The organism is Bradyrhizobium sp. WCU1, assembly GCF_053474805.1.
In genome coordinates, this window is record NZ_CM130280.1 from 760,271 (window position 1) to 783,093 (window position 22,823).

Consider the following 22,823-nt stretch of genomic DNA (forward strand, 5'->3'; position numbering starts at 1 on the left):
CGCAGACGGCCCCTCTCAAGGTCGAGCCATAACCCATTGCCGGATCACCGGAATGCGTCGAACTGGACGACCCGTTCGGCGCGGTCGGCTGCGGCGTCTCCGGCTCGGTGCGGGCGCATCGTTTGTTCCCATGCACGAATGGTCCGCAGCCCTCCGGCCATGACCATAGTTCCGCCGCGCGGTCTGGGTTACAAAATACCGCCGGTGTTGTTCTGGGGTGGCTTGATGAAGAAGGACGACGTCACGTGTCCACGCTGCGGGGCCGGATTCCGGCGCCTTGAGCTGGTCTCCAGATCGGGCGACAGGGGTGAGTATCGCTGCCCGGTTTGCGAAACGACGCTCGAGCAGTTCGATGGCGACAGGCTCGTTGCCTATCGCCTCACCATCCAGCCGTCCATTCGCGGGTTGAAGACCTGAGACCCATTGAAGACCTGAGACCCGCGGCGGCATCGCGTGCCGGCGCGATCCGCGATCACGATCGCTTCAAGACATAACAGTCCATGATCCAGCCGTGCTGCGCACGCGCCTTCCGCCGCGCGGCGACGATGCGAGGACCGGTCTCCGCGAGCTCCCCTGCCATGATGATCTGATCAGGCATGCCGAGATAGGCACCCCACCAGATCTTCAGGCCCGCAGGATCCAGCGTCTCGAAAGCCGTGCCACCGTCGAGCATCACGACCACAGTGTCAACGCCAGCCGGCCAACCACCCTCACGAAGCCGGCGCCCCGTCGTGACCACGAACGGCTCGCCGATCTCGTTGAGCGGCAGCGCATGCGCCGCGCACAGCGCCTGGATCGACGTGATGCCCGGGATCACCGCGATGTCAGGCAGCGGATCAAGCCGTCGCGCAATCCGCAGGCTCGAGTCGTAAAGCGAAGGATCGCCCCAGATCAACAGGGCGACGCGCCCCTCGCCGCCGAGATGGCGTGCGATCTCCAGCGACCAGGTCGCAGCGATCGCATCATGCCAATCGTCGACGCCCCTGCGATAATCTTCCTCGCCGGCGTCCCGCACCGGCAGGTCGAACTCGGCAATCCGGGTGCGGGTATTACTCAGTGCCTGCGCGCAAATCGTCCTGCGCAAGCCGGCGAGATCGGACTTCGCCGTGCCCTTGCGCGGGATCAGGATCAGATCGGCGGCATTGATCGCGGCTGTTGCAGCGAGCGTGAGCTGTCGGGGATCGCCACAACCGATACCAATCAGCGAAAACGTCAACATGGCCGCGTCACCCTTGCTCCGGCGCCAGCGCACCGAACAGAATGACGGCAGCCGCGGTGGCAGCGCCCACATCGGTGAGACGTTCGGCCAGCGCTGCGATCGTGGTGCGGACAAGCCGCTCATCGGCCTGACCGAGCGACTCCGCCAACAATGCGGGCGTGTCAGGCGCGAGACCCTGCGCGATCAATTTTGCGGCCAGCGCCGGAAACGTGCGCCGCCCCATATAGACGACCGTGGTCGCTTCCGGGTCGGCCAGCGCCGCCCAGTTCAAATCCGTGGGCAATCCGCCGGTGACATCGGCGCCGGTTACGAACTGCACCCGGCGCGAGGTCAACCGCCGCGTCAGCGGGATGCCGGCCCGCGCCGCGGCGACCGACGCGGAGGTCACGCCCGGGATGATCTCGTAGCCGATGCCGGCGGCGCGCAGCGCCTCGATCTCCTCCTCGAGCCGGCCGAAGATGCCGGCGTCGCCGGATTTCAGCCGCACCACCCGCACACCGGCCGCGGCATAGTCGACCAGCAACCGGCTGACATGGTGTTGCCGCGCCGACAGCCGGCCGGCGCGCTTGCCGACCGCGACGAGATTGGCGCCGGAGCGCGCGAGATCGAGGATCGCACCCGAGGCGAGGTCGTCATAGAGCACGACGTCGGCCTCGCGCAGCCGCGCGGCCCCCTTCATGGTCAGGAGGTCGGGATCGCCGGGACCGGCCGAGACGAAGGAGACGAAACCGCTCACCGGTCCTCCGCGATCAGATGGAAGAATGTGCCTGTCGCATGGCCCCGCCGCGATCCGGTCTCTGCGACGACCGTGCCGGTCGCATCGCGCACCACCGCGAGCGGGGTGTCGGGCTGCGAGATGATCGTTGAGTAGTGAAACTCATGGCCGCGCAGGCGCGCGCCCGAGCCATATCCCGGCATCGGTGCCGCAAGCTCGGCGAGCCGATAACCCAGATGCATGCGGCGCTTGGCATAGCTCGTCTCGAGGCCGAGTAGCCCCACCATCTCGTGGCGCGCACCGTCCGCATCGGTGAGCGCGGCGCCCAGCACCATGTAGCCGCCGCACTCGCCATGCACCGGCTTCGTCCCGGCAAATGCGCGCACCCCATCGAGGAATCGCCTGTTTGCCGCGAGCCGGCCGGCATGCAGCTCGGGATAGCCACCGGGCAGCCAGCACACATCGGCGTCCGCATCGGGGCTCTCATCGGCAAGCGGCGAGAACGTCACGACCTCGGCGCCGGCCGCGCGCCAGGCTTCCAGCATGTGCGGATAAACGAACGAGAATGCGGCGTCACGCGCCAGCGCAATGCGCTGGCCGGGCGGCATGATATCCAGCCCGCGCGCGGAAGGTTGCGGCGCCCAGGCGCCGGCCGATTGCAGTACGGCGTCCAGATCGACATGATTGGCGACGAAGCGGGCAGCTTCGTCGATCAGACCATCGATCTCGGCCTGCTCTTCGGCCTGCACCAGACCGAGATGACGCTTCGGCAAGGCGATCTCGGCGTGGCGCGGCAGCGCACCGAAAACCGCAACGCCAGCACCTGCCATGGCATCGCGCACCAGCGCTTCGTGCCTTGCGCTCGCGACGCGGTTGAGAACGACGCCGGCCAGCCGCACGCCGGTGCGGAAGTCGCGCAGCCCGGCGGCGATCGCCGCCGCCGTCTGGGCCTGGCCGGAGGGATCGATCACCAACAGCACCGGCCATCCCGTCATCTCGGCGATGTCGGCGGTGGCCCCGGTGCCGGAGACGCCGCGCGCGGCGACGCCGTCGAACAACCCCATCGAGCCTTCGGCCAGCACGAGATCGGCATCCGCGCCGCGGCTCGCCAGATGGACGATCGCATCCGACGCCATCGCCCAGCTATCGAGATTGACGGATGGCCGTCCCGTGGCGACCGCATGGAACGCCGGATCGATGTAATCGGGCCCGCTCTTGAGGCATTGCACCCTGAGCCCGCGATTGCGCCAGGCGCGGGCCAGCGCCAGCGTCAGCGTCGTCTTGCCGACACCGGATGCCGGCGCGGAGATCACGAGCCCCACGGTCATCGTGATGGTTCCGGAAAGCGCGGCACCTCGCCGACCGGGCGGTAGCGGCGGTCATAATCGGCGGCATAGAGCCGGCTTTCGGCGAACTCGTCTGCGCCGAGCGTCTTGCCGACCAGGATGAGCGCGGTACGTTCGAGCTCCGGCCCGATCGCGGCATCGAGCGTCGCGAGCGTGGCGCGCACGATGCGCTGGTCCGGCCAGCTCGCACGCCAGACGATCGCCACCGGACAGTCCGCGCCGTAGTGCGGCGTGAGCTCGGCGACGACCTTGTCAAGCAGATGGATCGACAGATGGATGGCCAGCACCGCGCCAGTCGTGGCGAACGCTGCGAGCGTCTCGCCATCCGGCATCGCGCTTGCCCGGCCCGGCGTGCGCGTCAGCACCACCGATTGCGCAAGGCCCGGCAGCGTGAGCTCGGACTCCAGCGCCGCCGCAGCAGCCGAGAAAGCCGGTACGCCAGGCGTGACGGAATAGGGAATCCGCAACGCGCGCAACCGGCGCAGCTGTTCTCCCATCGCGGACCAGATCGAGAGATCGCCCGAGTGCAGCCGCGCGATGTCCTTGCCCGCCGCATGCGCCGTGGCTATCTCGGCAATGATCTCATCGAGCGACAGCGGCGCGGTGTTGACGATGCGGGCATCCTTCGGGCAATGCGCCAGCACGCCTGGAGGCACAAGCGATCCGGCATAGAGGCAGACCGGGCACGAGGCGATGAGATCGCGCCCGCGCAAGGTCAGGAGATCGGCCGCGCCCGGTCCTGCGCCGATGAAATGCACCGTCATTCGCCATCTCCTTCCGCGATTGCCGCGGTCGCCATTCGATCCTGCGAAACAGCCCTCACCGAAATCAGCCGCGCACCGCGTCCTGCTGCGGCGATCGCCGCGGCTTCTGCGACGGAGCCTGTGCCAAACTCGGCGCGGATCAACTCGGATTGCGTCACGGTTTCGATCTCGGTCAACGCCTCGGCGGGGATGCTTCGGATCGACAGCCCGAGTTCCTGCGCCAGGGCTCTCAACGCCGCCGCATCCGCCTTGTCACTCAGCGTTGCAAGCGCCGCAAGGCCCTCGGGACCACCGGCCGCGTCGAGCGCTTCACGCAGGGACGCGACACCGGCTTCGCGCCTGAATCCCAGACCCGCGACCTTCATCTGATCACGCTCCACTGCACAATCGGCCGCGCGGCCTTCCAGGCGCGATAGCGGCCGAGCGGCTCGGCCAGCGCGATCTCGAAACGCATCAATTCGCCGCCATGGCGCTGCTGCAGGCCGGAGAGCAGCGCCTCGGTTTCCAGGGTCACCGCATGCGCGACCAGCCGCGTGCCCTGCGCGATGCGCGACCAGATCGCATCGAACATATCGGCATCGAGGCCGCCGCCGATGAATACGGCATCGGGTGCCGCAAGCTCCAGCAGGATGCCGGGTGCCTCGCCCTCGATGACGGTGATCCGGTGCGTCAGGCCGAAGCTCGCGGCATTGCTGCGGATGTTGGCGGCGCGTTCGCCGCGCGCCTCGACCGCGATCGCTGTTCCGCCGCAGAGCGCCCATTCGACCGAGATCGAGCCCGAACCGGCGCCGATATCCCACAGCCGCTCACCGGGCCGCGGCGCAAGCGCCGACAGCGCAAGCGCGCGGACCGGCCGCTTTGTCAGCTGCCCGTCATGCACAAACAATGCGTCGAGAAGGCCCGAGCTGCGCGCGAGTCCTTGCCCTCCCCTCGCCTCCAGGGCAAGCGTGACCAGGCTGTCGCCTGAATTGCCAGCATAGGAGTCAGCGCGATGCTGCGTAACGGATTCGCGCGGGCCGCCGAGCGCGCACAGCGTCCACACCGCTGACGCCCCCCAGCCACGCTCCGTGAGCCAGCGCGCGAGATCGGCGGCCGCCTTGCCATCGCGCACCAGACAGACGATCCGTGCACCGCGCGAAAGATGCGGCACCAGCCGTTCGAATGGCGCAGCGTGAAGACCGAGGCAGACTGTGTTCTCGAGCCGCCAGCCCAAACGAGCCGCCACCAGCGCGAACGTCGACGGCGCGGAACGTGCGACCCACTCGCCGGCCTGCAGCTTCTCGACAAGGCTTCCACCGGCGCCATGCCAGAACGGATCGCCGGAGGCGAGCACGACAGTCGGACGACCGCGGCAACCGAGCACGATGTCCGCATCGAACGGCACCGTCCAGGTGCGGCCACGATCGGTGATGCCGGCCAGCGCAAGGTGCCGTTCGCCGCCGAAAACCGCCTCGGCTTCATCAAGCGCCTTTCGGCTTGCGTCGGACAGCCCGGCAAGGCCATCTTCGCCGATACCGATGATGGTCAACCACGGATTACCCATGATGCGCGCCCTGATCCTGGGCGGAACGGCCGACGCCAATTTGCTTGCCGCTGCGGTCAGCCGCGCGGGGATCGACGCGATCTATTCCTATGGCGGCCGCACCCACGCGCCGGCCGAGCAGCCGCTGCCGACCCGCATCGGCGGCTTCGGCGGCATCAGCGGCCTTGCCGATTATCTGCGTCGTGAACGCATCACCCATGTGATCGACGCGACGCACCCCTTCGCGGCCGAGATGAGCCGCAACGCGATCGCCGCCTGCGCGCAGGCCGCGACACCGTTGCTCGCGCTCGAACGCGCGCCCTGGGAGAGGACCCCCGGCGACCGCTGGATCGAGGTCGCGGACGTCGCAGCCGCGGTCGCGGCCTTGCCGGAGCGTCGTGCCAATGTATTTCTCGCAATCGGCCGCCAGCATATCGCGCCGTTCGGTGCCCTGCCGCAGCAGGCCTATACGTTGCGATTTGTCGATCCGCCCGAGCAACCGCTGCCATTGCCCGATGCGGACGTCATCGTCTCGCGCGGACCCTTCACGCTCGAGGCCGAGCTCGAGATGATGCGCGCGCGCAATATCGAATGGATCGTCGCCCGCAATTCCGGCGGAACCGGCGCCCGCGCCAAGATCGACGCCGCACGCGCGCTCGACCTTCCCGTCATCATGATCACGCGGCCGCGGCTCCCTGAGCGACCGCGGGTAGAGAGCGTCGAAGCCGTGATGCAATGGCTCGGTCATCGGACCTGCCTCGGCGCATAGACCCAGCGGCCGACGCGCCGCGTCGCCGAATTGCCGACGATCACGAGCGTCCGCATGTCGGCCATCTCGGGCCGCGCGTCGCGCAACTCGACCGTTTCGATCTGCTGGTCTGGTGTAGAGACGGCGCGCGCGAAAATCACGATGCGTTCGCCGCAACCGGCGTCGTTCAAGATCTCGAGCGTCCGCGCAAAGCCTTCCGGCCGGCTCGCCGAGCGTGGATTGTACATCGCGATGGCAAAATCGGCTTCGGCCGCGAGCCGCAGGCGCTTTTCGATCAACGACCATGGCTTGAGATTGTCGGAGAGGTTGATCGCGCAGAAATCATGGCCGAGTGGCGCGCCGACACGCGCGGCTGCCGCCAGCATCGCCGTCACGCCGGGCAGCACGCGAATCGGCAGATCGTGCCATTGCGGCGCGTCCTCCAGCGCTTCGAACACGGCGGATGCCATCGCGAACACCCCGGGATCGCCTGATGAAACCACGACGACCTGCCGCCCCTCGGATGCGAGCCGCAGCGCCTCGCCGGCGCGTTGCAATTCCACACGATTGTCGGACGGGTGCAGCGTCAGGCCGGCGCGCGGCGGCACACGCGAAACATAGGGGGCATAGCCGATGATGTCGGTCGCCGCCGCGAGCGCGGCGGAGACTTCCGGCGTGATCTGTGCTTCATCGCCCGGCCCCAATCCTGCGATGGTCAGCGTGCCGCTCATGGCCTGCGCCGCCCCTGCCCGTGCACCAGCACGATCGCAAAATACGGACAATCGGCCTCGCCGATGTCAGCAAGCCGCGCGACCCGCTGGTCCGGCATGGTGCCGCGTTCGACCAGCCACGCATCGTCGAGACGACCGGCGGCCGCGAGCGCGCGGCGGATCTTCGGAAGATTGCGGCCGGTCTTCATCACGACCAGCGCGTCGGAACTGCGCATCCGCTGCATGAGCTCCGCCTCCGGCAGCGTGCCCATCAGGACGGTGGTCACATCGTCGGCCAACGCGATCGGCTGGCCGACCGCATTCCAGCAGCCCACCATGCCGGGAATGCCGGCGATCACCTCGATCTCGACCCGGCCCTGCAGGCGCGCGTAGAGATGCATGAACGAACCGTAGAAATAGGGATCGCCCTCGCACAGCACGACCACGTCTATCTCGCGCGCCAGCCGCGCCAGCCGCTCGGCCCATGCATCGTAGAAATCGGCCAGCAGCCGCGCGTATTCGGGGTTGTCGAACGCAATCTCCGTGGTGACCGGGTACTCCATCGGATATTCGCTGACGTCAGCGGCAAGCAATCCGTCCACGATCCGGCGCGCCTGCCCGGATTGCCCCTTCTTGCGGAAATAGGCGACATGTCTTGCCGAGCGCACGATGCGGTCGGCGCGCACGCTCATCAGGTCGGGATCGCCGGGGCCGAGCCCGCAGCAGATGATGCGTCCCATCGCTATTCGCTCCAGCTCGCCAACGCATTGACGGCGGCAACGGTGATCGCCGAGCCGCCGAGACGTCCCTCAACCGTCAGCGCCGGCACGGGCGCCCCGGCCATCAATGCCGCCTTGGACTCGGCCGCACCGACGAAGCCGACCGGACAGCCGATGATCGCCGCCGGCCGCGGGCAGTCGGGATGCTCCAGCATGTTGAGCAGATGGAACAGCGCCGTCGGCGCATTGCCGATCGCGACGATGGCGCCGGCCAGATGCGGCCGCCACAGCTCAAGCGCGGCAGCAGACCGCGTATTGCGCATCGATTGCGCGAGCGCGGGAACGGTGGCGTCACCGAGCGTGCAGATCACCTCGTTGCGGGCCGGCAGCCGCGCGCGCGTAATTCCCTCCGAGACCATGCGCGCATCGCAGAGGATCGGCGCGCCCTCCTGCAATGCTGCCCGTGCCCGCGCGGCCATGCCGGGCGTGAAGCGAATATGCGCTTCCAGGCCCACCATGCCCGCCGCATGGATCATGCGTACCACCACCGGCTCCTCGTCGGGCGTGAAGCGGCCGAGTTCGGCCTCCGACCGGATGGTGGCAAAGGACTGGCGATAGATCGCCGCACCGTCGGTCTCGTAGACGTGCGGCATCAATGGGCTCCCGACAGCAGCGAAGGATTTGCAACGAGGTCCGAACCAGTTAGTCCCCGCATGACGGGCACGTCACGCGCCGTGCCGTGACGGATCAGGTCAAAGCCGTCGCGTGTGGCCACAAGGGTGATGTCCGCGGAGCCGGAATGGGCGCAGCCTTTGGCACAGCCTGACACATGCAGCCGCGCGTCAGCCGGGATATGCCGCGCAAGCGTCGACGCCAATGCGCGCGTATCGGCATACGCCTCACCGCAGCGCGGCGCGCCGCTGCAGGCGATCACGCGGAGCGCCGGATCGTCGGCATCGGTGACGAGGTCCGCCCCGCGAGGCATCTCATGCATTCCTTCCGCCAGCAGCATCCGCCACGGCGTCATGCGAAGCACCTGTGCGCACGCGGCGAGATGGCCGAGTGTGTGGTGCGGCATTTGCCCGAAGGCCACGCCGACCATTGCACCGATAGGATAGAGGCCGGGAACAGGGTCCGCCGATCGGGCCACAGGCTTGGCATCGCCACGAAGCAATACGGGAAGGCTCGCGCCGCCGGCCAGATGCGCCGCCATCCGTCGCTTCCCACCCCTGGCTCCGCCGGAAGCAACGAACCACTCGGCCAGCGCAAGCGCGACCCGCACGGCCTCGTCCCGCCTGACCGAGCGCCCGGACCGCGCGCCATCAGCGCGCACCAGCAGGCTTCCATTGCGATCGCGCTCGATCCTGACATCCGCCGATGCGCCAGCCAGAAGCCGCTCGTTGCCGTCGTCGATGGCGAAACCGAACTTGGTCGGAAGATCGAGAGAGGCACCGGCGAGTGCCCGCTCGAGCTCGGCCGCGAGCGGGCGCGTGTCGTCACCGGCGGTCCAGAATGGCGTCACCAGAATGTTGCGCTGCGCTTCAGTCTCGGAATCTGCATCCAGCAACCCGAGCTCGGCAAGCCCGTCGATCAAGGCCGGATACCCCGCATCGCTGACGCCGCGGATCTGGAGATTGCCGCGGCTGGTCAGGTCGATCAGGCCGTTGCCATATCGCGCAGCAAGCTCGGCGATCCCCACCGCCTGGATGGCGTCCAGTCGACCGACGCGCGGGCGGATCCGCACCACGAGGCCATCGCCCGACTGCATCGGCCGCAGCGCGCCGGGACACCAGCCCTTGATCGCGACCGCGCTCATGAGGCCTCCTGCAGCGCAGCCGCAATCGAGTTGCGCCGCGTTTGCCAGAGCAAGGCTTCATGCAGCCGGGTGAAGCAGGTTTCGATCGCAGCCAGCGCGGCTGGATTCTCGCGCGCCATGAAGCCGCGAACCTCGTCATTGCCGATCGTCGCGTCGTAATACAGGTCGAACAGATGCGGCGGCACCGCACCGGCAAGATGCGCAAATGCCGCCATGTGCTCCAGCGTCGCGGATATTTCGGCAGCGCCGCGGAAGCCGTGACGCATCATCCCCGCGATCCATGCCGGATTGGCTGCGCGCGCCCGCACCACCCGCGCGATCTCCTCGGTCAGCGATCGCGCATGCGGCTGATCCGGCCGCGTCGCATCGAGGTGATAGAGCGAGGGGATGCTTGTGCCTAACCGGCGCGCCGCCGCCGCAATGCCCGCCTCGTGCGCAGCATAGTCCGCCGCCAGCAGCAGATCGGTCTCCGGCAAGTCCTGGGTATGAACAAAGCTGTCGGCGGCAGCGAGCCGCGCCTCGATGGCGGCGCGATCCGGCCGGATCTGGCCATCGGACGCGATGGCCCAGGATGACGCCGAGAGCCAGGCTTCGCCGGCCGCCTCGCGCGCCTCTGCTGTGAAGACATCGGGGATCGACGCGATGCCGGCACCATAATGTCCGGGGCGCGGACCGAACACGCGGGCGATACGCTGCCGATAGGGATTCTCGTCCGCCTCCTCGCTGCGTTCTGACAGAGCTTCCGTCGCGGCTTCGAACAATTGGGCAAGCCCCGCAAACACGTCGCGGAACAGGCCTGACACACGCAGCGTGACGTCGATGCGGGGACGGCCGAGCTCCGCCAGCGCGATGATGTCGTAGCCGGTCACCCGGCCCGACCCGTGATCCCAGCGCGGCGCGATGCCGGCAAGGTGCAACGCCATCGCAAAATCCTCACCGGCAGTGCGCATCGTCGACGAGCCCCAGAGATCGACGACGAGTCCCTTCGGCCAGTCGCCGTGATCCTGCAAATGACGGCGCAGCAGTTCCTCGGCGAGCTTCACACCCTGCGCATGCGCCGACGGCGTCGGCACCGCGCGTGGATCGACGGCAAACAGATTGCGTCCGGTCGGCAGCACGTCGCTGCGCCCGCGATAGGGCGAGCCCGACGGCCCCGGCGCGACGCGCCGGCCGGCCAGCGCATCAAGTAACGCCGCCTTCTCCGCCTCGCCGCAAGCGCCCTGCCCGAACACGTGCAGTCCGTCGCCGAACTGGCTTTCCTTGAGATCGCAGACGAAGCGGTCGATCTGCGGGATGGCCTCGGCCGCGGAGACTGACGCGGCAAGACCGAGATCGTCCTCCAGCCCGGCTATGCGCGCTTCTTCGCGGATCGCAGCGATCAGGCGCTGCCGCCGCGCCGGGTCGAGACCATCGGCGGTCGAATATTCATCGAGCAGGCGCTCGAGAGCACGCAGGCTTTCCGGCACCGCGGCTTGTCCCAGCGGCGGCGGCAGATGACCGATCGTCACGGCGCCGATCCGGCGCTTGGCCTGCGCCGCCTCGCCGGGATCGTTGACGATGAAGGGATAGACAACCGGCAGATCGCCGATCAATGCCTCCGGCCAGCACGCGGACGACAGCGCAACCGATTTGCCGGGCAGCCATTCCAGCGTGCCATGCGCGCCGATGTGGACGACGGCGTCGATACCTTGCCCCCGGAGCCAGAGATGGAACGCGACATAGGCATGGCGGGGCATGCGCGACAGATCGTGATAGTCGGCATCGCGATGACTGACATCACCGCGCTCCGGCTGAACGGCGATGACCGACTTGCCGCATCGGATCGCGGCGAAATGAAATGCGCCGTCACGGCAATCGGGATCGTCCTCCGGGGCGCCCCATGCACGCGCCAGATCATCCTGGAGCTGCAGGGGAATACCGGAGAGCGCCGCGCGATATTCGTTCACGTCCCACGTCAGTTTCCGGCGCAAAAGCGCATCGCCCGGCAACTCCACCGCCTCGACGTCAAACCCTGCACCCGCGAGATCGGCCAGCAACGTCTGGACTGAAGCAAGCGCATCAAGGCCGACGGCGTGGGCGATCTGATGCGGACGGCCGGGATAGTTCGACAGCACGAGCGCGAGCTGCTTGTCTTGCGCCGGCTTGCCGGCAAGCCGGTGCCAGGCTGCGACGCGCGCGACAATCGCCGCGACACGCTCGGCGTCCGGTCGATGCGCAAGATGCGCGAATTGCAGATCGGGATCGCGCTCACCGGGCGACTTGAAGCTCGCTACACCAGCGAACAGGCGGCCGTCGACTTCCGGCAACACCACATGCATTGCGAGATCGCCGGGCGACAGGCCGCGCAGCGACAAGGCCCAATCCTCGCGCCGCGCCGTGGACAGCGCGACCTGGAACATCGGGCACGAAGCCGCGTCGAACGGCGTCGTGCCGTCGTTCCCGGCAGCGGAGAACGCAGTGGCGTTGACGATGGCCGCAGGCGGGCATTGCGCGAGCTGAACGCGCAGCCAGTCCGCAACACCTGCCGCCTTCAGCGAGGTGACGAAGACACCGTGGGCATCAAAGCCCCTCTCACGCAACGCATCGATCAACGCGTCGACCGGCGCGGTGTCGCCGGCCGCGAGATAGGAGCGATAGAAGGTCACGAGCGCCCGCGGCCGGCCATCCGGCGCCGGCAGCACCGCGACGGCACCGCGCCGGGGATCGTAGACGCCGATCTCCGGCAGATCGATCTCGCCCACCACTGGCCCGGCATAGAGGCCGGACGCCAGCGCCAGTTGCGCGATCACGGCCTGCGCGGCAACCGGGCCGCCCTTGTCGCACAGCACCTTCAGACGGCGCAGGGTCGAGACCGGCAAGGTCGAGAATTCATCGAGCCGCAGATCGTCGCGGCCATCCGCCGGCAGCACTACCAGGGCGATGCCGCGCTCCCTGGCCAGCCGATGCACCGCTGAGAGCCCGTAGGACCAATAGGGTTCGCCGCCGATCAGCCGCACCAGAATGCCGCGCGCGTGCGACAGCGTCCGCTCGATATAAGTATCGACCGACAGCGGATGGCGCAGCTCCGCGAGATTGGCGAGCCGCAGCGACGGCAATGCCGCACGGCCACGTCGCCAGCCGGCCGCGAACGCCGCGAGATCGCTGTCGGAAAACGACAACACCACGAGATCGGCCGGATCCTGGCCGAGGTCCCTTGGTGTCGCGGTCTCCTCAAGGCCGCGACTCTCGCGGAAGACGACGTGCATCAGACACCAAGCCGTGCCCTGATGGCGGCTTCATCAATATCGCCGTGTTCGCCGATCACGACGAGCTTCGACTGCCGCGGCCGCATGCCCCAGGGCATGTCGAACTGATGCCGCACCCGCTCGCCGACCGATTGCACCAGTAACCGCATCGGCTTGCCCTCGACGGCGATATAGCCCTTGGCGCGCAGCACGTTCTGCTCGCGCGCCAGCCCCTTGATCGAAGCGACCAGCGCCTCGACATCGACAATCTCGGGCAGATCGATCACCACCGAATTGAAATCGTCGTGCTCGTGCTCCTCTTCGCCGTCATGATGCGACGGGCGCGCCGCGAGATCGTTTTCCGCCGCGGCGCCGAGCCCAAGGATCACGCGCGCGTCGATGGTGCCGTCGACAACGGGCAACATCGGCACCTCGCGCGGCATCTCGGCCGCGATCACCTCCTTGGCCACCCTGATCCCCTCTGCCCCGGCGAGATCGGCCTTGGTCAGCAGCACGATGTCGGCGCAGGCGATCTGATCCTCGAACACTTCGGACAGCGGCGTCTCGTGGTCGAGATTGGCGTCGGCCGCGCGCTGCGCATCCACTGCGGCAACGTCGGGCGCAAACCGGCCGGCCGCAACGGCTTCCGCATCGGCCAGCGCGATCACGCCGTCGACCGTGATCCGCGAACGAATCTCCGGCCAGTCGAACGCCTTGAGCAGCGGCTTCGGCAGCGCGAGGCCGGAGGTCTCGATCACGATGTGATCGGGCTTCACCGGGCGCGCGAGCAACTGCTCCATCGCCGGGATGAAATCGTCGGCGACGGTGCAGCAGATGCAGCCATTGGCGAGCTCGACGATGTTCTCGGTCGGGCAATCGGCGTCGGCGCACGACTTCAGGATGTCGCCGTCGACGCCCTCGCTGCCGAATTCGTTCACCAGCACGGCGAGCTTCTTGCCGTTGGCGTTGCGGATCAGATGCTGGATCAGCGTCGTCTTGCCGGATCCGAGAAAGCCGGTCACGACGGTGACCGGAACCTTGGCGAGTGTCGTCATTCTGCGGCCTCCGGCACGACGGGAAGTGGTGGAATGCGGGCAAGCGATTGCTTGCGGAAAACTTCCGGGCGGCTGCGCCACGGCACGATGCCGTCGGGCGCCGCGGCATAGGCGCTGGCGCCGGCGATCACATCCCCGGCATTGGCTTCGGACAGGCGCCCATAGACATAGGACCACCGGCCGGGCGCGCTGAGCGCGACCGAGCAGCCCTGGCTGCAAGCCGAGAGACATTCGACGGGAACCAGATTGACGCCATCGGGCACACCGGCCTCGACAAGCGCGGCGTGCAGGCGCGCACCGGGCGCGACTTCACCTTCCGCCAGCGTTTGGCCGGCGCGGCAGGTAATACAGACATGAAGGGTAACGCTCATCGGCCTTCCTGGATTGACAGCGGGAAGCGATGAGGCACACGAACCGATCTTGCACCGGTTCGTTCCCCGTCGCGGAACACCCCGTCCGCCGGTCTCACAACATGCTGCGTTGGCAGGTCTCCCGGCTTGCGGAGCAGGATTTCTCCCTTCGATCCCCGCCTTCCCGATCCCCTTGGGGAATCAGTGGCTTTGGGCATCTCTCCGGTCACGGTCGCGGGGGCGGCTGCTTTTCAGGCCCGACTTGAGCCCTATCGCATTCCCTCTTCGCCTGTCATAGGACAGGAACCAACGCGGACCCACCATTCGTCCGCGGCTCGAACTTGTCAAGCCGAAGGAACGTCATGACGTCTGAAGGAAACGGGACCGAAGACGAGGTCGTCAGCGGCGAGGCTTCGCTGGATACGCGCCACGCGACCAAGATGGCGAAAAAGAAGGTCGCCCGCGACAAGATCATGGCGACCAAGAGCGGCGAAAAGGGCCTGATCATCGTTCACACCGGCGCCGGCAAGGGAAAATCCTCCTCCGCCTTCGGCATGATCGTCCGCTGCGTGGCGCACGGCTTTCCCTGCGCCGTGGTGCAGTTCATCAAGGGTGCCTGGGATACCGGCGAGCGCCGCCTGCTCGCCGGGCATTTCGGCGATCTCTGTCAATTCCACGCGATGGGTGAAGGCTTCACCTGGGAGACGCAGGATCGCGCCCGCGACATCGCGGCGGCGCAAGCCGGCTGGGAAAAGGCCAAGCAGCTGATCGCCGACGAAAGCCTGCGCATGGTCGTGCTCGACGAGATCAACATTGCGCTGCGCTACGACTATCTGGCGATCGCCGACGTGGTCGATTTCCTGAAGACGTCGAAGCCACCGATGACCCATGTCGTGCTCACCGGTCGCAACGCCAAGGAGGAGTTGATCGAGATCGCCGACCTCGTCACCGAGATGACGCTGGTGAAGCATCCGTTCCGGTCCGGCATCAAGGCCCAGCCGGGCGTCGAGTTCTAAGAGCCCAACGCCATGGCGCGCGCATTGATGATCCAGGGCGCCGGCTCGGACGTGGGCAAGTCGCTCATCGTCGCCGGCCTCGCGCGCGCCGCCACGCGGCGCGGCCTGCGCGTGCTGCCGTTCAAGCCGCAGAACATGTCGAACAATGCGGCCGTGACCGTCGACGGCGGCGAGATCGGACGCGCGCAGGCGTTGCAGGCGCTCGCCGCCGGCGTCGAGCCGCACACCGACATGAACCCGGTGCTGCTGAAGCCGGAGACCGATGTCGGCGCCCAGGTCATCGTGCACGGCAAGCGGATCGCGACCGCCCGCGCGCGCGAATATGCCGCGATGAAACCGTCGCTGATGGGCGCGGTGCTGGAAAGCTTCGAGCGCCTGAAGGCGTGCGCCGATCTGGTGCTGGTCGAAGGCGCCGGCAGTCCCGCCGAGGTCAATTTGCGCAAGGCCGACATCGCCAATATGGGCTTTGCGCGCAAGGCCGACGTGCCCGTGGTGTTGGTCGGCGACATCGACCGCGGCGGCGTGATCGCGCAGCTCGTCGGCATCAAGACGGTGATCGATCCCGACGATGCCGCGATGATCCAGGGCTTCGTCATCAACAAATTCCGCGGTGATCCCTCGCTGTTCGATGACGGCTACCGCCTGATCGAAACCCGCACCGGATGGCGCGGCTTCGGCGTGCTGCCCTGGTTCGCTCGCGCCGCCGAGCTGCCTGCCGAAGATGCGCTCGGGCTCGGCGAGGCGCGCAAGCCCGGACAATGCAAGATCGCGTTTCTGGCGCTGTCGCGGATCGCCAATTTCGACGACCTCGATCCGCTGAAGCTCGAGCCCGGCGTCGACCTCGTGATGGTGCGCCCGGGCGAAGCCGTCCCCGGCGATGCCAGGCTCGTCATCCTGCCCGGCTCGAAATCGACCCGCGGCGACCTCGCCTTCCTGCGCGCGCAAGGCTGGGACATCGATCTGCTGGCGCACCATCGCCGCGGCGGCCATGTCCTCGGCCTGTGCGGCGGCTACCAGATGCTCGGCGAGAGCGTCGCCGATCCCGATGGGATCGAGGGCCCCGCCGGCGAGACGCGCGGCCTCGGCCTGCTCGATGTCACCACCACCATGACCGAGCAGAAGACGCTGACCCGCGTCAGCGCGGTGCATGCTGCGACCGGTCAGCCGATCAACGCCTACGAGATCCACATCGGGCGCACCGACGGTCCGGACCGCGCCCGGCCGTTTGCACGGCTTGATGGCGTGGCTGAAGGTGCCGTTTCCAGCGACGGGCGCGTTCACGGCAGCTATCTGCACGGCCTGTTCACGTCGGACGAATTCCGCAAGGCGTTCCTTGCGCAGCTCGATATCGCTGTGGCGGATCAGCTCTATGGCGCCAGGGTCGAAAGCGCGCTCGACGCGCTTGCCGCGCACATCGAAGCCCATCTCGATGTCGACGGCCTGCTCGCGCTGGCGCGCTAAAGCGTTTTCGAGCGTAGTGGACACCGGTTCGCGTGAAGAGAACGTGTCGTGAAAATCATCGCGACAAAGCGGCCGAGACACGGGACCATTCGGCCTCATAGCCCGGCAGGCCCAGGCGCAGCCATCCCGGCTTCTGCTGGAAGACGCGCGACCAGATCCGTCCGCGGGCAAGCACCTCCTGTGCGGCAAGCGCATCGCCGGTCTCGTAGAGCCGGAACAGCGGCGTGCCGCCGACCAGCGTCCAACCCCGCGATTGCGCCGCCGCGTCGAGCCTGGCGCAGTCGTCCGCTAGGCGCGCGATCGTCGCCCTCGCCCAGTCGCGATCGAGCAAGGCCCGCCGTCCGATCGCGATCGCGGCCCCCGAAACTGGCCATGGGCCTGCCATCGCGGCAAGCGCGGCGATATCGGGCTCGCTGCCGACAGCGAAGCCGAGCCGCAAGCCGGCAAGCCCGTAGAACTTGCCGAATGAGCGCAGGATCAGGAGCCCCGCGCGCCCTGCTTCCGCTGCAAGCGAGATGCCGGGTACGGCATCCGCAAAACTCTCGTCAATGACGAGCCGGCCAACGCGCGGCAGCAACGCAAGCAGTTCCCCCCGATCATGACGTTGTCCGTCGGGGTTGTTCGGATTGACGACGACGGCAATGTCTGCGCCTGCGAGCGCAGCGAGCTCGGACACTTCGTCAACGTCCCAGCCCGCAGCCGACAACACACCGGCATACTCATTATACGTGGGCGCAAGGATGCGCGCCCGCCCGCGCGACACGAGATTCGGCAGCAACTGAATGGCGGCCTGCGCACCGCCGATCGCCACGATCGGCGCACCGGTGCCGTAGGCCTGCCGCGCCGCGTGGTGCAGGGATTCGATGTCGGATCGCGACGGCAACGCGTTCCATTGCCGTGGCTCCACGCCGACGTCAGGATAAGGCACCCGATTGATCCCGGTCGACAGATCGATCCAGTCTTCCACAGGCCCGCCGAAGCGTCGCTGGGCGACATCGAGATTTCCGCCGTGCTCACGCATCCGCCGCTCCTTCACGCCAGCGCCAGGGCCACGAAAGCTCCGGCCAGCAGTATCATGGCGTAACGATAGAGTCGCAGCCCGGTGATGACATCGGCGGCAGCCGGATCGCGCGCGCCCTCGTTCAGCCAGGGCTCGTTCGCGATGCTGCCGTGATAGATGCGCGGTCCGCTGAGCCGCACACCGAGCGCGCCGGCCATCGCCGCTTCCGGCCAGCCGGCATTGGGCGAGCGATGCCGGTGCGCGTCACGCAGCATGCATGACCATGCCTGCGCGCGGTTTGGCGCAAGCAACACGAACAAGAGACCGGTCAGCCGCGCCGGAATGAGATTGGCGAGATCGTCGATCCGCGCCGCGGCCCAACCGAAGGCTTCGTGCCGCTCGGAGCGATGGCCGATCATGGAGTCCAGCGTGTTGATCGCCTTGTAGCCGAGGATTCCCGGCAGTCCGAACAGCGCCCCCCAGAACAGCGGCGCCACGATGCCGTCGGACGCGTTCTCGGCAAGGCTCTCGATGGTTGCGCGCGCGATGCCGGCGTCATCGAGCGTGGCCGGATCGCGCCCGACGATCTGCGCGACCGCCGACCGCGCAGCCGCAATGTCGCCTGATGCAAGCGGATTTGCCACCGCGGCGACATGGTCATGCAGTGAGCGCAGCGCCACCAGCGGCCATGCCAGCACGCCCACGACAACGACATGCTCCCATCCGGATCCAAGCGCGGACTGAACGGCCCACCCCAGCGCCGTCGCCAGCGCGATCACCAGCACGGCCGCCGCAACACCGGCAGCACGGCGGAACGCCGGCGGATCGGAGGCCCTGTTCCAACTGGTATCGAGGAGATGGATCAACCGGCCGAGCCAGGTCACGGGATGGCCGATGCGGGCAAACAGCCACGCCGGCCAGCCGATCAGGGCGTCCACAGCCATCGCCACCGCCATCGCTCCCGCAAATCCCACTTAACCCTCTCCTCGCCGCGATCCCCCTGATGCGCAAGACATTGAGCGAGCGCAAGCCCTCCGCGGGCGGATTTCGGCTTTGTCTTTCATCGCGATTGGTGGTTAGAGCGTTTCGAGCGGCGTGGATACCGGCCGCACGGGAGATGAGATGGCGGTCATTCTGATCACGGGCGGAGCCCGGTCCGGCAAGAGCCGGCGCGCCGAACTTCGCGCGCGCTCCTTTCCGGGCCAGCTGGTGTATATTGCCACCGCCGAGGCTCTCGACGCGGAAATGGACGAGCGGATCGCCAGGCATCGCGCGCGGCGCGGCAACGACTGGATCGAGCGCGAGGTGCCGCTCGATCTCGTCGCGACATTGACCGAGACCGACGGCGGCGGCGTCAGGCTGGTCGATTGCCTGACGCTCTGGCTGTCCAACCTGCTGCATGCGGAGCGCGACTGGTCGCAAGAAGTGACGCGCCTTGCCGAGGCGTTGTCGCGCCAACGCAGCCCGGTCATCCTGGTCACCAACGAGGTCGGCCTCGGCATCGTGCCCGACAACGCGCTGGCGCGGACCTTCCGCGACGCCGCAGGTCTGATGAACCAGACCATTGCCGCTGCGGCAGACGAGGTCGAGTTCGTCGTTGCCGGCCTGCCGATGAAACTCAAATGAACTCCGAGAGCGATCCTGCCAAAGGCCCCGCGATGGTCTCATTCGACGACGCGTTTCGCCGGCAACTGCACGAGTTGTTCGTGTGGCGGCGCGACGTGCGGCGTTTCCGGACCGATCCGCTGCCGGATGGGTCGATCGAGCGGCTGATCGAGATCGCCTGCCTGTCGCCTTCGGTCGGGTTGAGCCAGCCCTGGCGGTTCGTCATTGTCGACGATGCGACACGGCGCCGCGCGGTCATCGAAGACTTCAAGGCCTGCAACGCTGACGCGTTGCGGTCCTATTCCGGCGAGCGTGCAGCAAAATATGCCGCATTGAAACTATCGGGCCTCGAAGAGGCGCCCGGCCATCTCGCCGTGTTCGCCGAGAAGACCGACCACATCGGCTCCGGTCTCGGCCGCGCGACCATGCCGGAGACGTCGGAATATTCCGTAGTGGCCGCGATCTGTTCGATGTGGCTCGCCGCGCGCGCGGAAGGGATTGGCCTCGGCTGGGTATCGATCCTCAATCCGGGCCGCGTACGTGAGATTCTGGAGATACCGGACGGCTGGAAGTTCATCGGCTACCTCTGCATCGGCTACCCGCAGGCAGAATGCGACCGCCCGGAGCTCGAACAAGCCAAGTGGGAATCGCGGCGAGGTCCCGGTGAATGCACCATCCGGCGCTGACGAATCTCCGACCGGCAGCGGCGCCCACTGGCGCGCGGACATTGCCTCCCTGGTCTTTCCTGTCCCGGAGCACGGCGCGATCTGCGCAGTGCATCGAGGTGCATTTCGGACTCTGCTTGGCGCAGAGCCGGTGCCGGAGGTCTGCCTCGGCTATTTCGAGCGCCACAGAGACGCATTCAGGTCAGCTGCCAGCGCCAAGATCCTGGGCAAGCGCATACCTCCTGGAACAAATCTGCATCTTACCAGTCGCGACATCGCCCGAAAGCTGCTAGAAGCCGACCAAATCGAACGTGGAGAACGATGATGAGCCAGTCCCAGACCGCGCAAGCCCAGCATCTGCCGGTTGCCACCCGACAGGTCGGCCGGCTTGCCCAGTCCCTGATGGCGATGACGCTCGGCCTGTTCATCGTCGGCGTGGTCGGCTTCTCGCACATCGACGTGATCCACAATGCCGCGCACGACGTGCGCCACTCCAACGCATTCCCCTGCCACTGACCCCGTCGGTATGAGTACGTTTCGCTCGATCGTCTTCTCGTCGGTCATCGCGGGATTCATCGTCGGCCTGATCGTTACCGCGGCTCAGCAGTTCGGCACCGTTCCCCTGATCCTCAGGGCCGAGGTCTATGAGAAGGCGGCCGAGCACAAGCACGAAGCCTCGGCGACACCGCAAGCCATCCTCGTGCATGATCATGCTGATCATGATCATGGCGCGGAGGGGTGGGAGCCGAAGGACGGGCTGGAGCGCAATCTCTACACGGCGGGCGCGAACATCCTGACCGCGGTCGGCTTTGCGCTTCTGCTCGGTGGCTTCCTCGCGGTCCGCAGCGGCGCGACCGGCGAGCCGATCTCGTGGCATGAGGGCTTGATGTGGGGCCTCGCGGGCTTTGCCGTCTTCACCATCGCTCCCGGCCTTGGGCTGCCGCCTGAATTGCCCGGAGTCCCCGCCGCTCCGCTGCTCTCGCGTCAGATCTGGTGGACGATCGCGGTGCTGGCGACCGCTGCCGGCCTTGGACTGATCGTGTTCCGCCGCTCGATGCCGGCCGCAATCGCCGGCGTGGTCCTGATCATGCTGCCGCATCTGATCGGCGCGCCCGAGCTCGAGCATATCGAGACCAACGTTCCGTCGTCCCTGTCGCATCAGTTCGTGGTCGCCGTCACGCTGACCAGCCTGGTGTTCTGGACCCTGCTCGGCAGCCTGACCAGTGCCGCCTTCGCCTATTTCGATCGGCCGGCGTCGGCGTGACACGACAACGATCGCGGCAAGAATCAATTGAGATTCGCCACGGAGCCTGATTAGGTTCGGCGATGCCGTCCGCCACAGGCCTGACGGCCGCAATGCCGAACCGACAGGGCCCAACCATCGATGAGCAAGGCGCGACGGACACGACCGACGATTCGTGACGTCGCGGCCGAGGCCGGCGTGTCCGTCTCAAGTGTCAGCCGCACGCTCAATGGCGGCATCTACACCAGCGCGGAACTGCATGCCCGCATCATGCGCGCGGTGAAGCGGCTCGGCTTCGAGCCCGACCAAGCGGCGCAGGTGCTGCGCTCGCGGGCCTCCAACACGATCGGCTGCATGGTGGCCGACTTCTCCAACCCGCACTATACCGGCATGGTCAGTGCGGCGGAGGAGGAATTCCAGCGCGCCGGATTCCTGCTGATGCTGGCCGCGACCAAGCACGAGGAAGCGCGCGAGGCCGCATTCCTGTCGGCGGTGCGGCGGCGCCAGATGGATGGCCTGCTGCTGTTCGCCGGCGACAATTCCCACAAGGATTTCATGAAGGGATTGGCGACGCTCGATCTGCCCTGCGTGACCGTCGACCGCGAGGTGCCTGATAGCATCCCGGTTCGCGTCGATCACCGCGGCGGCGCGCTGGAGGCGACGCGCTATCTGATCGGCCTCGGCCATCGCCGGATCGCATTGCTCACCGGCAGCGCCGCGGTGCTGCCGAGCACCGAGCGGCTCGCGGGCTACCGGCAAGCGCATCAGGAAGCCAAGATCGAGGTCGACCCGGCCCTGATCCGACCGCACATGCAGGGCGCCAACACCGCCTTCAGCTCGGTCTGCCAGTTGCTGCAAATGACAAAACCGCCGACCGCAATCATCTCGCTCGGCACCAGCATGCTGGCCGAGGTGCTGGAGGCGATCACCAGCAACGGCCTGCGCTATCCGCAGGACGTCTCGCTGGTGTGCAGCGGCGACACCGACCTCGCCCGCCATGCGACGCCGGCGATCACCGCATTGAGCTGGGACATGAACGAGGTCGGCCGCACCGCCGCGCGGCTGTTGCTGGAGCGGATCCGCAACGCCGACGAGCCGGGCAGCAGCGAGCCGGTATTCCTGCCGACGCGTCTCATCCTGCGCCATTCCTGCGCCGCGCCGGCAGCGCCAGCGCGGGGCCGAAAATAGTGTCGCGCGATCAGTCCGCCTGCGGCGCCGCCGCGTATTGTGCGTCGGAGACGTGCTCCATCCAGGTCGCGTAGTCGCCGTCGAGCGCTTCGTGGATCGCGATGTGGCTCATGCCGGTGGTCGGCGCCGCGCCGTGCCAATGCTTCTCGCCCGGCGGAATCCACACCACGTCGCCCGGACGGATCACCCGGGTCGGGCCGTCCCAGCTCTGTACATATCCGACGCCGGCCGTGACGTAGAGCGTCTGGCCGAGCGGATGGGTGTGCCACGCCGTGCGCGCGCCGGGTTCGAACGTGACGCGCGCCGCCTGCACCCGCGCCGGCGCCGGTGCGTTGACGATCGAGTCAGCCCACACAGTGCCGCTGAACCACTCGGCGTTGCCGCGTCGGCTCGCGACCGTTCCTGCGCGCTTGATGTCCATCTTCAGTCCTCCAACTCTTCCCGATCTGGAAACGGT

The 22,823-nt window shown here is 67.4% G+C and carries 25 protein-coding genes and 1 riboswitch; of the genes, 9 read left to right on the top strand and 16 right to left on the bottom strand.

Features of this window, described 5'->3' with window-relative positions:
• Positions 1-225 precede the first annotated feature (225 nt).
• Entirely contained in the window at positions 226-417 is a 192-nt protein-coding gene (locus tag ACTUWL_RS03500) for a hypothetical protein (protein WP_021082149.1), read from the top strand.
• Between the two features lie 55 nt (positions 418-472).
• Here the strand turns inward: ACTUWL_RS03500 and cobF are convergent, their stop codons facing one another.
• Genes cobF through ACTUWL_RS03530 form a run of 6 tightly spaced genes read right to left on the bottom strand, consistent with a single transcriptional unit; the run spans position 473 to position 5,587 of the window.
• Positions 473-1,219, bottom strand: coding sequence for a precorrin-6A synthase (deacetylating) (cobF, locus tag ACTUWL_RS03505; protein WP_021082148.1), 747 nt, complete (start codon positions 1,217-1,219; stop codon positions 473-475).
• Positions 1,220-1,226: 7 nt separating this feature from the next.
• Entirely contained in the window at positions 1,227-1,955 is a 729-nt protein-coding gene (cobA, locus tag ACTUWL_RS03510; RefSeq protein WP_021082147.1) for a uroporphyrinogen-III C-methyltransferase, read from the bottom strand.
• Entirely contained in the window at positions 1,952-3,262 is a 1,311-nt protein-coding gene (locus ACTUWL_RS03515; RefSeq protein ID WP_021082146.1) for a cobyrinate a,c-diamide synthase, read from the bottom strand. Before ACTUWL_RS03515 ends, cobA begins: the two co-directional genes overlap by 4 nt.
• Positions 3,259-4,044, bottom strand: coding sequence for a precorrin-4 C(11)-methyltransferase (cobM, locus tag ACTUWL_RS03520; protein ID WP_021082145.1), 786 nt, complete (start codon positions 4,042-4,044; stop codon positions 3,259-3,261). The genes ACTUWL_RS03515 and cobM overlap by 4 nt, the downstream gene beginning before the upstream one ends.
• Positions 4,041-4,409 carry a cobalamin biosynthesis protein gene (locus ACTUWL_RS03525; protein WP_021082144.1) on the bottom strand — a complete coding sequence of 123 codons (369 nt, stop codon included), beginning with the start codon at positions 4,407-4,409 and terminating at the stop codon, positions 4,041-4,043. The genes cobM and ACTUWL_RS03525 overlap by 4 nt, the downstream gene beginning before the upstream one ends.
• Positions 4,406-5,587, bottom strand: a complete 1,182-nt coding sequence (locus ACTUWL_RS03530) for a bifunctional cobalt-precorrin-7 (C(5))-methyltransferase/cobalt-precorrin-6B (C(15))-methyltransferase (RefSeq protein ID WP_021082143.1) — start codon at positions 5,585-5,587, stop codon at positions 4,406-4,408. Before ACTUWL_RS03530 ends, ACTUWL_RS03525 begins: the two co-directional genes overlap by 4 nt.
• Between ACTUWL_RS03530 and ACTUWL_RS03535 the strand changes: the two genes are divergently transcribed.
• Positions 5,586-6,335, top strand: coding sequence for a cobalt-precorrin-6A reductase (locus ACTUWL_RS03535; protein WP_035653423.1), 750 nt, complete (start codon positions 5,586-5,588; stop codon positions 6,333-6,335). The genes ACTUWL_RS03530 and ACTUWL_RS03535 overlap by 2 nt on opposite strands.
• Here ACTUWL_RS03535 and cobJ read toward each other — a convergent pair.
• From cobJ to ACTUWL_RS03570, 7 genes are read right to left on the bottom strand one after another with little or no spacing between them, the layout of a single operon-like run.
• A complete protein-coding gene (gene cobJ, locus ACTUWL_RS03540) occupies positions 6,311-7,045 on the bottom strand; it encodes a precorrin-3B C(17)-methyltransferase (RefSeq protein WP_021082141.1) in 735 nt (244 codons plus the stop codon). The genes ACTUWL_RS03535 and cobJ overlap by 25 nt on opposite strands.
• The gene (locus ACTUWL_RS03545) at positions 7,042-7,764 is read right to left on the bottom strand and encodes a precorrin-2 C(20)-methyltransferase (protein ID WP_021082140.1); all 723 of its coding nucleotides are present in this window, start codon (positions 7,762-7,764) and stop codon (positions 7,042-7,044) included. The genes cobJ and ACTUWL_RS03545 overlap by 4 nt, the downstream gene beginning before the upstream one ends.
• 2 nt (positions 7,765-7,766) lie before the next feature.
• Complete coding sequence (locus ACTUWL_RS03550; protein WP_021082139.1) at positions 7,767-8,396, bottom strand: precorrin-8X methylmutase; 630 nt, start codon at positions 8,394-8,396, stop codon at positions 7,767-7,769.
• Positions 8,396-9,559 carry a precorrin-3B synthase gene (gene cobG, locus ACTUWL_RS03555; RefSeq protein ID WP_021082138.1) on the bottom strand — a complete coding sequence of 388 codons (1,164 nt, stop codon included), beginning with the start codon at positions 9,557-9,559 and terminating at the stop codon, positions 8,396-8,398. The genes ACTUWL_RS03550 and cobG overlap by 1 nt, the downstream gene beginning before the upstream one ends.
• Positions 9,556-12,804 (bottom strand): cobaltochelatase subunit CobN, encoded by a 3,249-nt coding sequence (gene cobN / locus ACTUWL_RS03560; RefSeq protein ID WP_021082137.1) that lies wholly within the window; start codon positions 12,802-12,804, stop codon positions 9,556-9,558. The genes cobG and cobN overlap by 4 nt, the downstream gene beginning before the upstream one ends.
• Positions 12,804-13,838 carry a cobalamin biosynthesis protein CobW gene (gene cobW / locus ACTUWL_RS03565; RefSeq protein ID WP_021082136.1) on the bottom strand — a complete coding sequence of 345 codons (1,035 nt, stop codon included), beginning with the start codon at positions 13,836-13,838 and terminating at the stop codon, positions 12,804-12,806. Before cobW ends, cobN begins: the two co-directional genes overlap by 1 nt.
• Entirely contained in the window at positions 13,835-14,209 is a 375-nt protein-coding gene (locus ACTUWL_RS03570) for a DUF1636 family protein (protein ID WP_021082135.1), read from the bottom strand. The genes cobW and ACTUWL_RS03570 overlap by 4 nt, the downstream gene beginning before the upstream one ends.
• Before the next feature lie 94 nt (positions 14,210-14,303).
• Positions 14,304-14,514, bottom strand: a riboswitch (cobalamin riboswitch).
• Between the two features lie 36 nt (positions 14,515-14,550).
• Between ACTUWL_RS03570 and cobO the strand changes: the two genes are divergently transcribed.
• Both cobO and ACTUWL_RS03580 read left to right on the top strand, forming a co-directional pair.
• A complete protein-coding gene (gene cobO, locus ACTUWL_RS03575; protein WP_021082134.1) occupies positions 14,551-15,204 on the top strand; it encodes a cob(I)yrinic acid a,c-diamide adenosyltransferase in 654 nt (217 codons plus the stop codon).
• Positions 15,205-15,216: 12 nt separating this feature from the next.
• Entirely contained in the window at positions 15,217-16,665 is a 1,449-nt protein-coding gene (locus ACTUWL_RS03580) for a cobyric acid synthase (protein WP_021082133.1), read from the top strand.
• A gap of 55 nt (positions 16,666-16,720) precedes the next feature.
• On the opposite strand, the gene cobD is transcribed toward ACTUWL_RS03580, so the two are convergent.
• Both cobD and cbiB read right to left on the bottom strand, forming a co-directional pair.
• Positions 16,721-17,686 (bottom strand): threonine-phosphate decarboxylase CobD, encoded by a 966-nt coding sequence (gene cobD / locus ACTUWL_RS03585; protein WP_021082132.1) that lies wholly within the window; start codon positions 17,684-17,686, stop codon positions 16,721-16,723.
• 11 nt (positions 17,687-17,697) lie between these two features.
• Complete coding sequence (gene cbiB, locus ACTUWL_RS03590; protein WP_021082131.1) at positions 17,698-18,639, bottom strand: adenosylcobinamide-phosphate synthase CbiB; 942 nt, start codon at positions 18,637-18,639, stop codon at positions 17,698-17,700.
• A gap of 148 nt (positions 18,640-18,787) precedes the next feature.
• Here cbiB and cobU point away from each other — a divergent pair, with 148 nt between their 5' ends.
• From cobU to ACTUWL_RS03615, 5 genes are all read left to right on the top strand, one after another.
• On the top strand, positions 18,788-19,291 hold the full coding sequence (gene cobU / locus ACTUWL_RS03595; protein ID WP_021082130.1) for a bifunctional adenosylcobinamide kinase/adenosylcobinamide-phosphate guanylyltransferase: 504 nt from the start codon (positions 18,788-18,790) through the stop codon (positions 19,289-19,291).
• Positions 19,292-19,323: 32 nt separating this feature from the next.
• On the top strand, positions 19,324-19,956 hold the full coding sequence (bluB, locus tag ACTUWL_RS03600; RefSeq protein WP_035653494.1) for a 5,6-dimethylbenzimidazole synthase: 633 nt from the start codon (positions 19,324-19,326) through the stop codon (positions 19,954-19,956).
• A 300-nt stretch (positions 19,957-20,256) separates the two neighbouring features.
• On the top strand, positions 20,257-20,451 hold the full coding sequence (locus ACTUWL_RS03605; protein ID WP_035653420.1) for a CbtB domain-containing protein: 195 nt from the start codon (positions 20,257-20,259) through the stop codon (positions 20,449-20,451).
• A gap of 10 nt (positions 20,452-20,461) precedes the next feature.
• Positions 20,462-21,199 carry a CbtA family protein gene (locus tag ACTUWL_RS03610; RefSeq protein ID WP_021082127.1) on the top strand — a complete coding sequence of 246 codons (738 nt, stop codon included), beginning with the start codon at positions 20,462-20,464 and terminating at the stop codon, positions 21,197-21,199.
• Between the two features lie 177 nt (positions 21,200-21,376).
• Entirely contained in the window at positions 21,377-22,366 is a 990-nt protein-coding gene (locus ACTUWL_RS03615) for a LacI family DNA-binding transcriptional regulator (protein ID WP_158267755.1), read from the top strand.
• Between the two features lie 10 nt (positions 22,367-22,376).
• Here ACTUWL_RS03615 and ACTUWL_RS03620 read toward each other — a convergent pair whose 3' ends face one another.
• Entirely contained in the window at positions 22,377-22,787 is a 411-nt protein-coding gene (locus tag ACTUWL_RS03620) for a (R)-mandelonitrile lyase (protein WP_021082125.1), read from the bottom strand.
• Positions 22,788-22,823: the final 36 nt, after the last annotated feature.

Excerpts from the sequence above, each read along its gene's own strand:
- ACTUWL_RS03500 (WP_021082149.1), top strand. The coding sequence starts at position 226 with ATGAAGAAGGACGACGTCACGTGTCCACGCTGCGGGGCCGGATTCCGG.
- cobF (WP_021082148.1), bottom strand. The coding sequence starts at position 1,219 with ATGTTGACGTTTTCGCTGATTGGTATCGGTTGTGGCGATCCCCGACAG.
- ACTUWL_RS03515 (WP_021082146.1), bottom strand. The coding sequence starts at position 3,262 with ATGACCGTGGGGCTCGTGATCTCCGCGCCGGCATCCGGTGTCGGCAAG.
- cobM (WP_021082145.1), bottom strand. The coding sequence starts at position 4,044 with ATGACGGTGCATTTCATCGGCGCAGGACCGGGCGCGGCCGATCTCCTG.
- ACTUWL_RS03525 (WP_021082144.1), bottom strand. The coding sequence starts at position 4,409 with ATGAAGGTCGCGGGTCTGGGATTCAGGCGCGAAGCCGGTGTCGCGTCC.
- ACTUWL_RS03535 (WP_035653423.1), top strand. The coding sequence starts at position 5,586 with ATGATGCGCGCCCTGATCCTGGGCGGAACGGCCGACGCCAATTTGCTT.
- ACTUWL_RS03530 (WP_021082143.1), bottom strand. The coding sequence starts at position 5,587 with ATGGGTAATCCGTGGTTGACCATCATCGGTATCGGCGAAGATGGCCTT.
- cobJ (WP_021082141.1), bottom strand. The coding sequence starts at position 7,045 with ATGAGCGGCACGCTGACCATCGCAGGATTGGGGCCGGGCGATGAAGCA.
- ACTUWL_RS03545 (WP_021082140.1), bottom strand. The coding sequence starts at position 7,764 with ATGGGACGCATCATCTGCTGCGGGCTCGGCCCCGGCGATCCCGACCTG.
- ACTUWL_RS03550 (WP_021082139.1), bottom strand. The coding sequence starts at position 8,396 with ATGCCGCACGTCTACGAGACCGACGGTGCGGCGATCTATCGCCAGTCC.
- cobG (WP_021082138.1), bottom strand. The coding sequence starts at position 9,559 with ATGAGCGCGGTCGCGATCAAGGGCTGGTGTCCCGGCGCGCTGCGGCCG.
- cobN (WP_021082137.1), bottom strand. The coding sequence starts at position 12,804 with ATGCACGTCGTCTTCCGCGAGAGTCGCGGCCTTGAGGAGACCGCGACA.
- cobW (WP_021082136.1), bottom strand. The coding sequence starts at position 13,838 with ATGACGACACTCGCCAAGGTTCCGGTCACCGTCGTGACCGGCTTTCTC.
- ACTUWL_RS03570 (WP_021082135.1), bottom strand. The coding sequence starts at position 14,209 with ATGAGCGTTACCCTTCATGTCTGTATTACCTGCCGCGCCGGCCAAACG.
- cobO (WP_021082134.1), top strand. The coding sequence starts at position 14,551 with ATGACGTCTGAAGGAAACGGGACCGAAGACGAGGTCGTCAGCGGCGAG.
- ACTUWL_RS03580 (WP_021082133.1), top strand. The coding sequence starts at position 15,217 with ATGGCGCGCGCATTGATGATCCAGGGCGCCGGCTCGGACGTGGGCAAG.
- cobD (WP_021082132.1), bottom strand. The coding sequence starts at position 17,686 with ATGCGTGAGCACGGCGGAAATCTCGATGTCGCCCAGCGACGCTTCGGC.
- cobU (WP_021082130.1), top strand. The coding sequence starts at position 18,788 with ATGGCGGTCATTCTGATCACGGGCGGAGCCCGGTCCGGCAAGAGCCGG.
- bluB (WP_035653494.1), top strand. The coding sequence starts at position 19,324 with ATGGTCTCATTCGACGACGCGTTTCGCCGGCAACTGCACGAGTTGTTC.
- ACTUWL_RS03605 (WP_035653420.1), top strand. The coding sequence starts at position 20,257 with ATGATGAGCCAGTCCCAGACCGCGCAAGCCCAGCATCTGCCGGTTGCC.
- ACTUWL_RS03610 (WP_021082127.1), top strand. The coding sequence starts at position 20,462 with ATGAGTACGTTTCGCTCGATCGTCTTCTCGTCGGTCATCGCGGGATTC.
- ACTUWL_RS03620 (WP_021082125.1), bottom strand. The coding sequence starts at position 22,787 with ATGGACATCAAGCGCGCAGGAACGGTCGCGAGCCGACGCGGCAACGCC.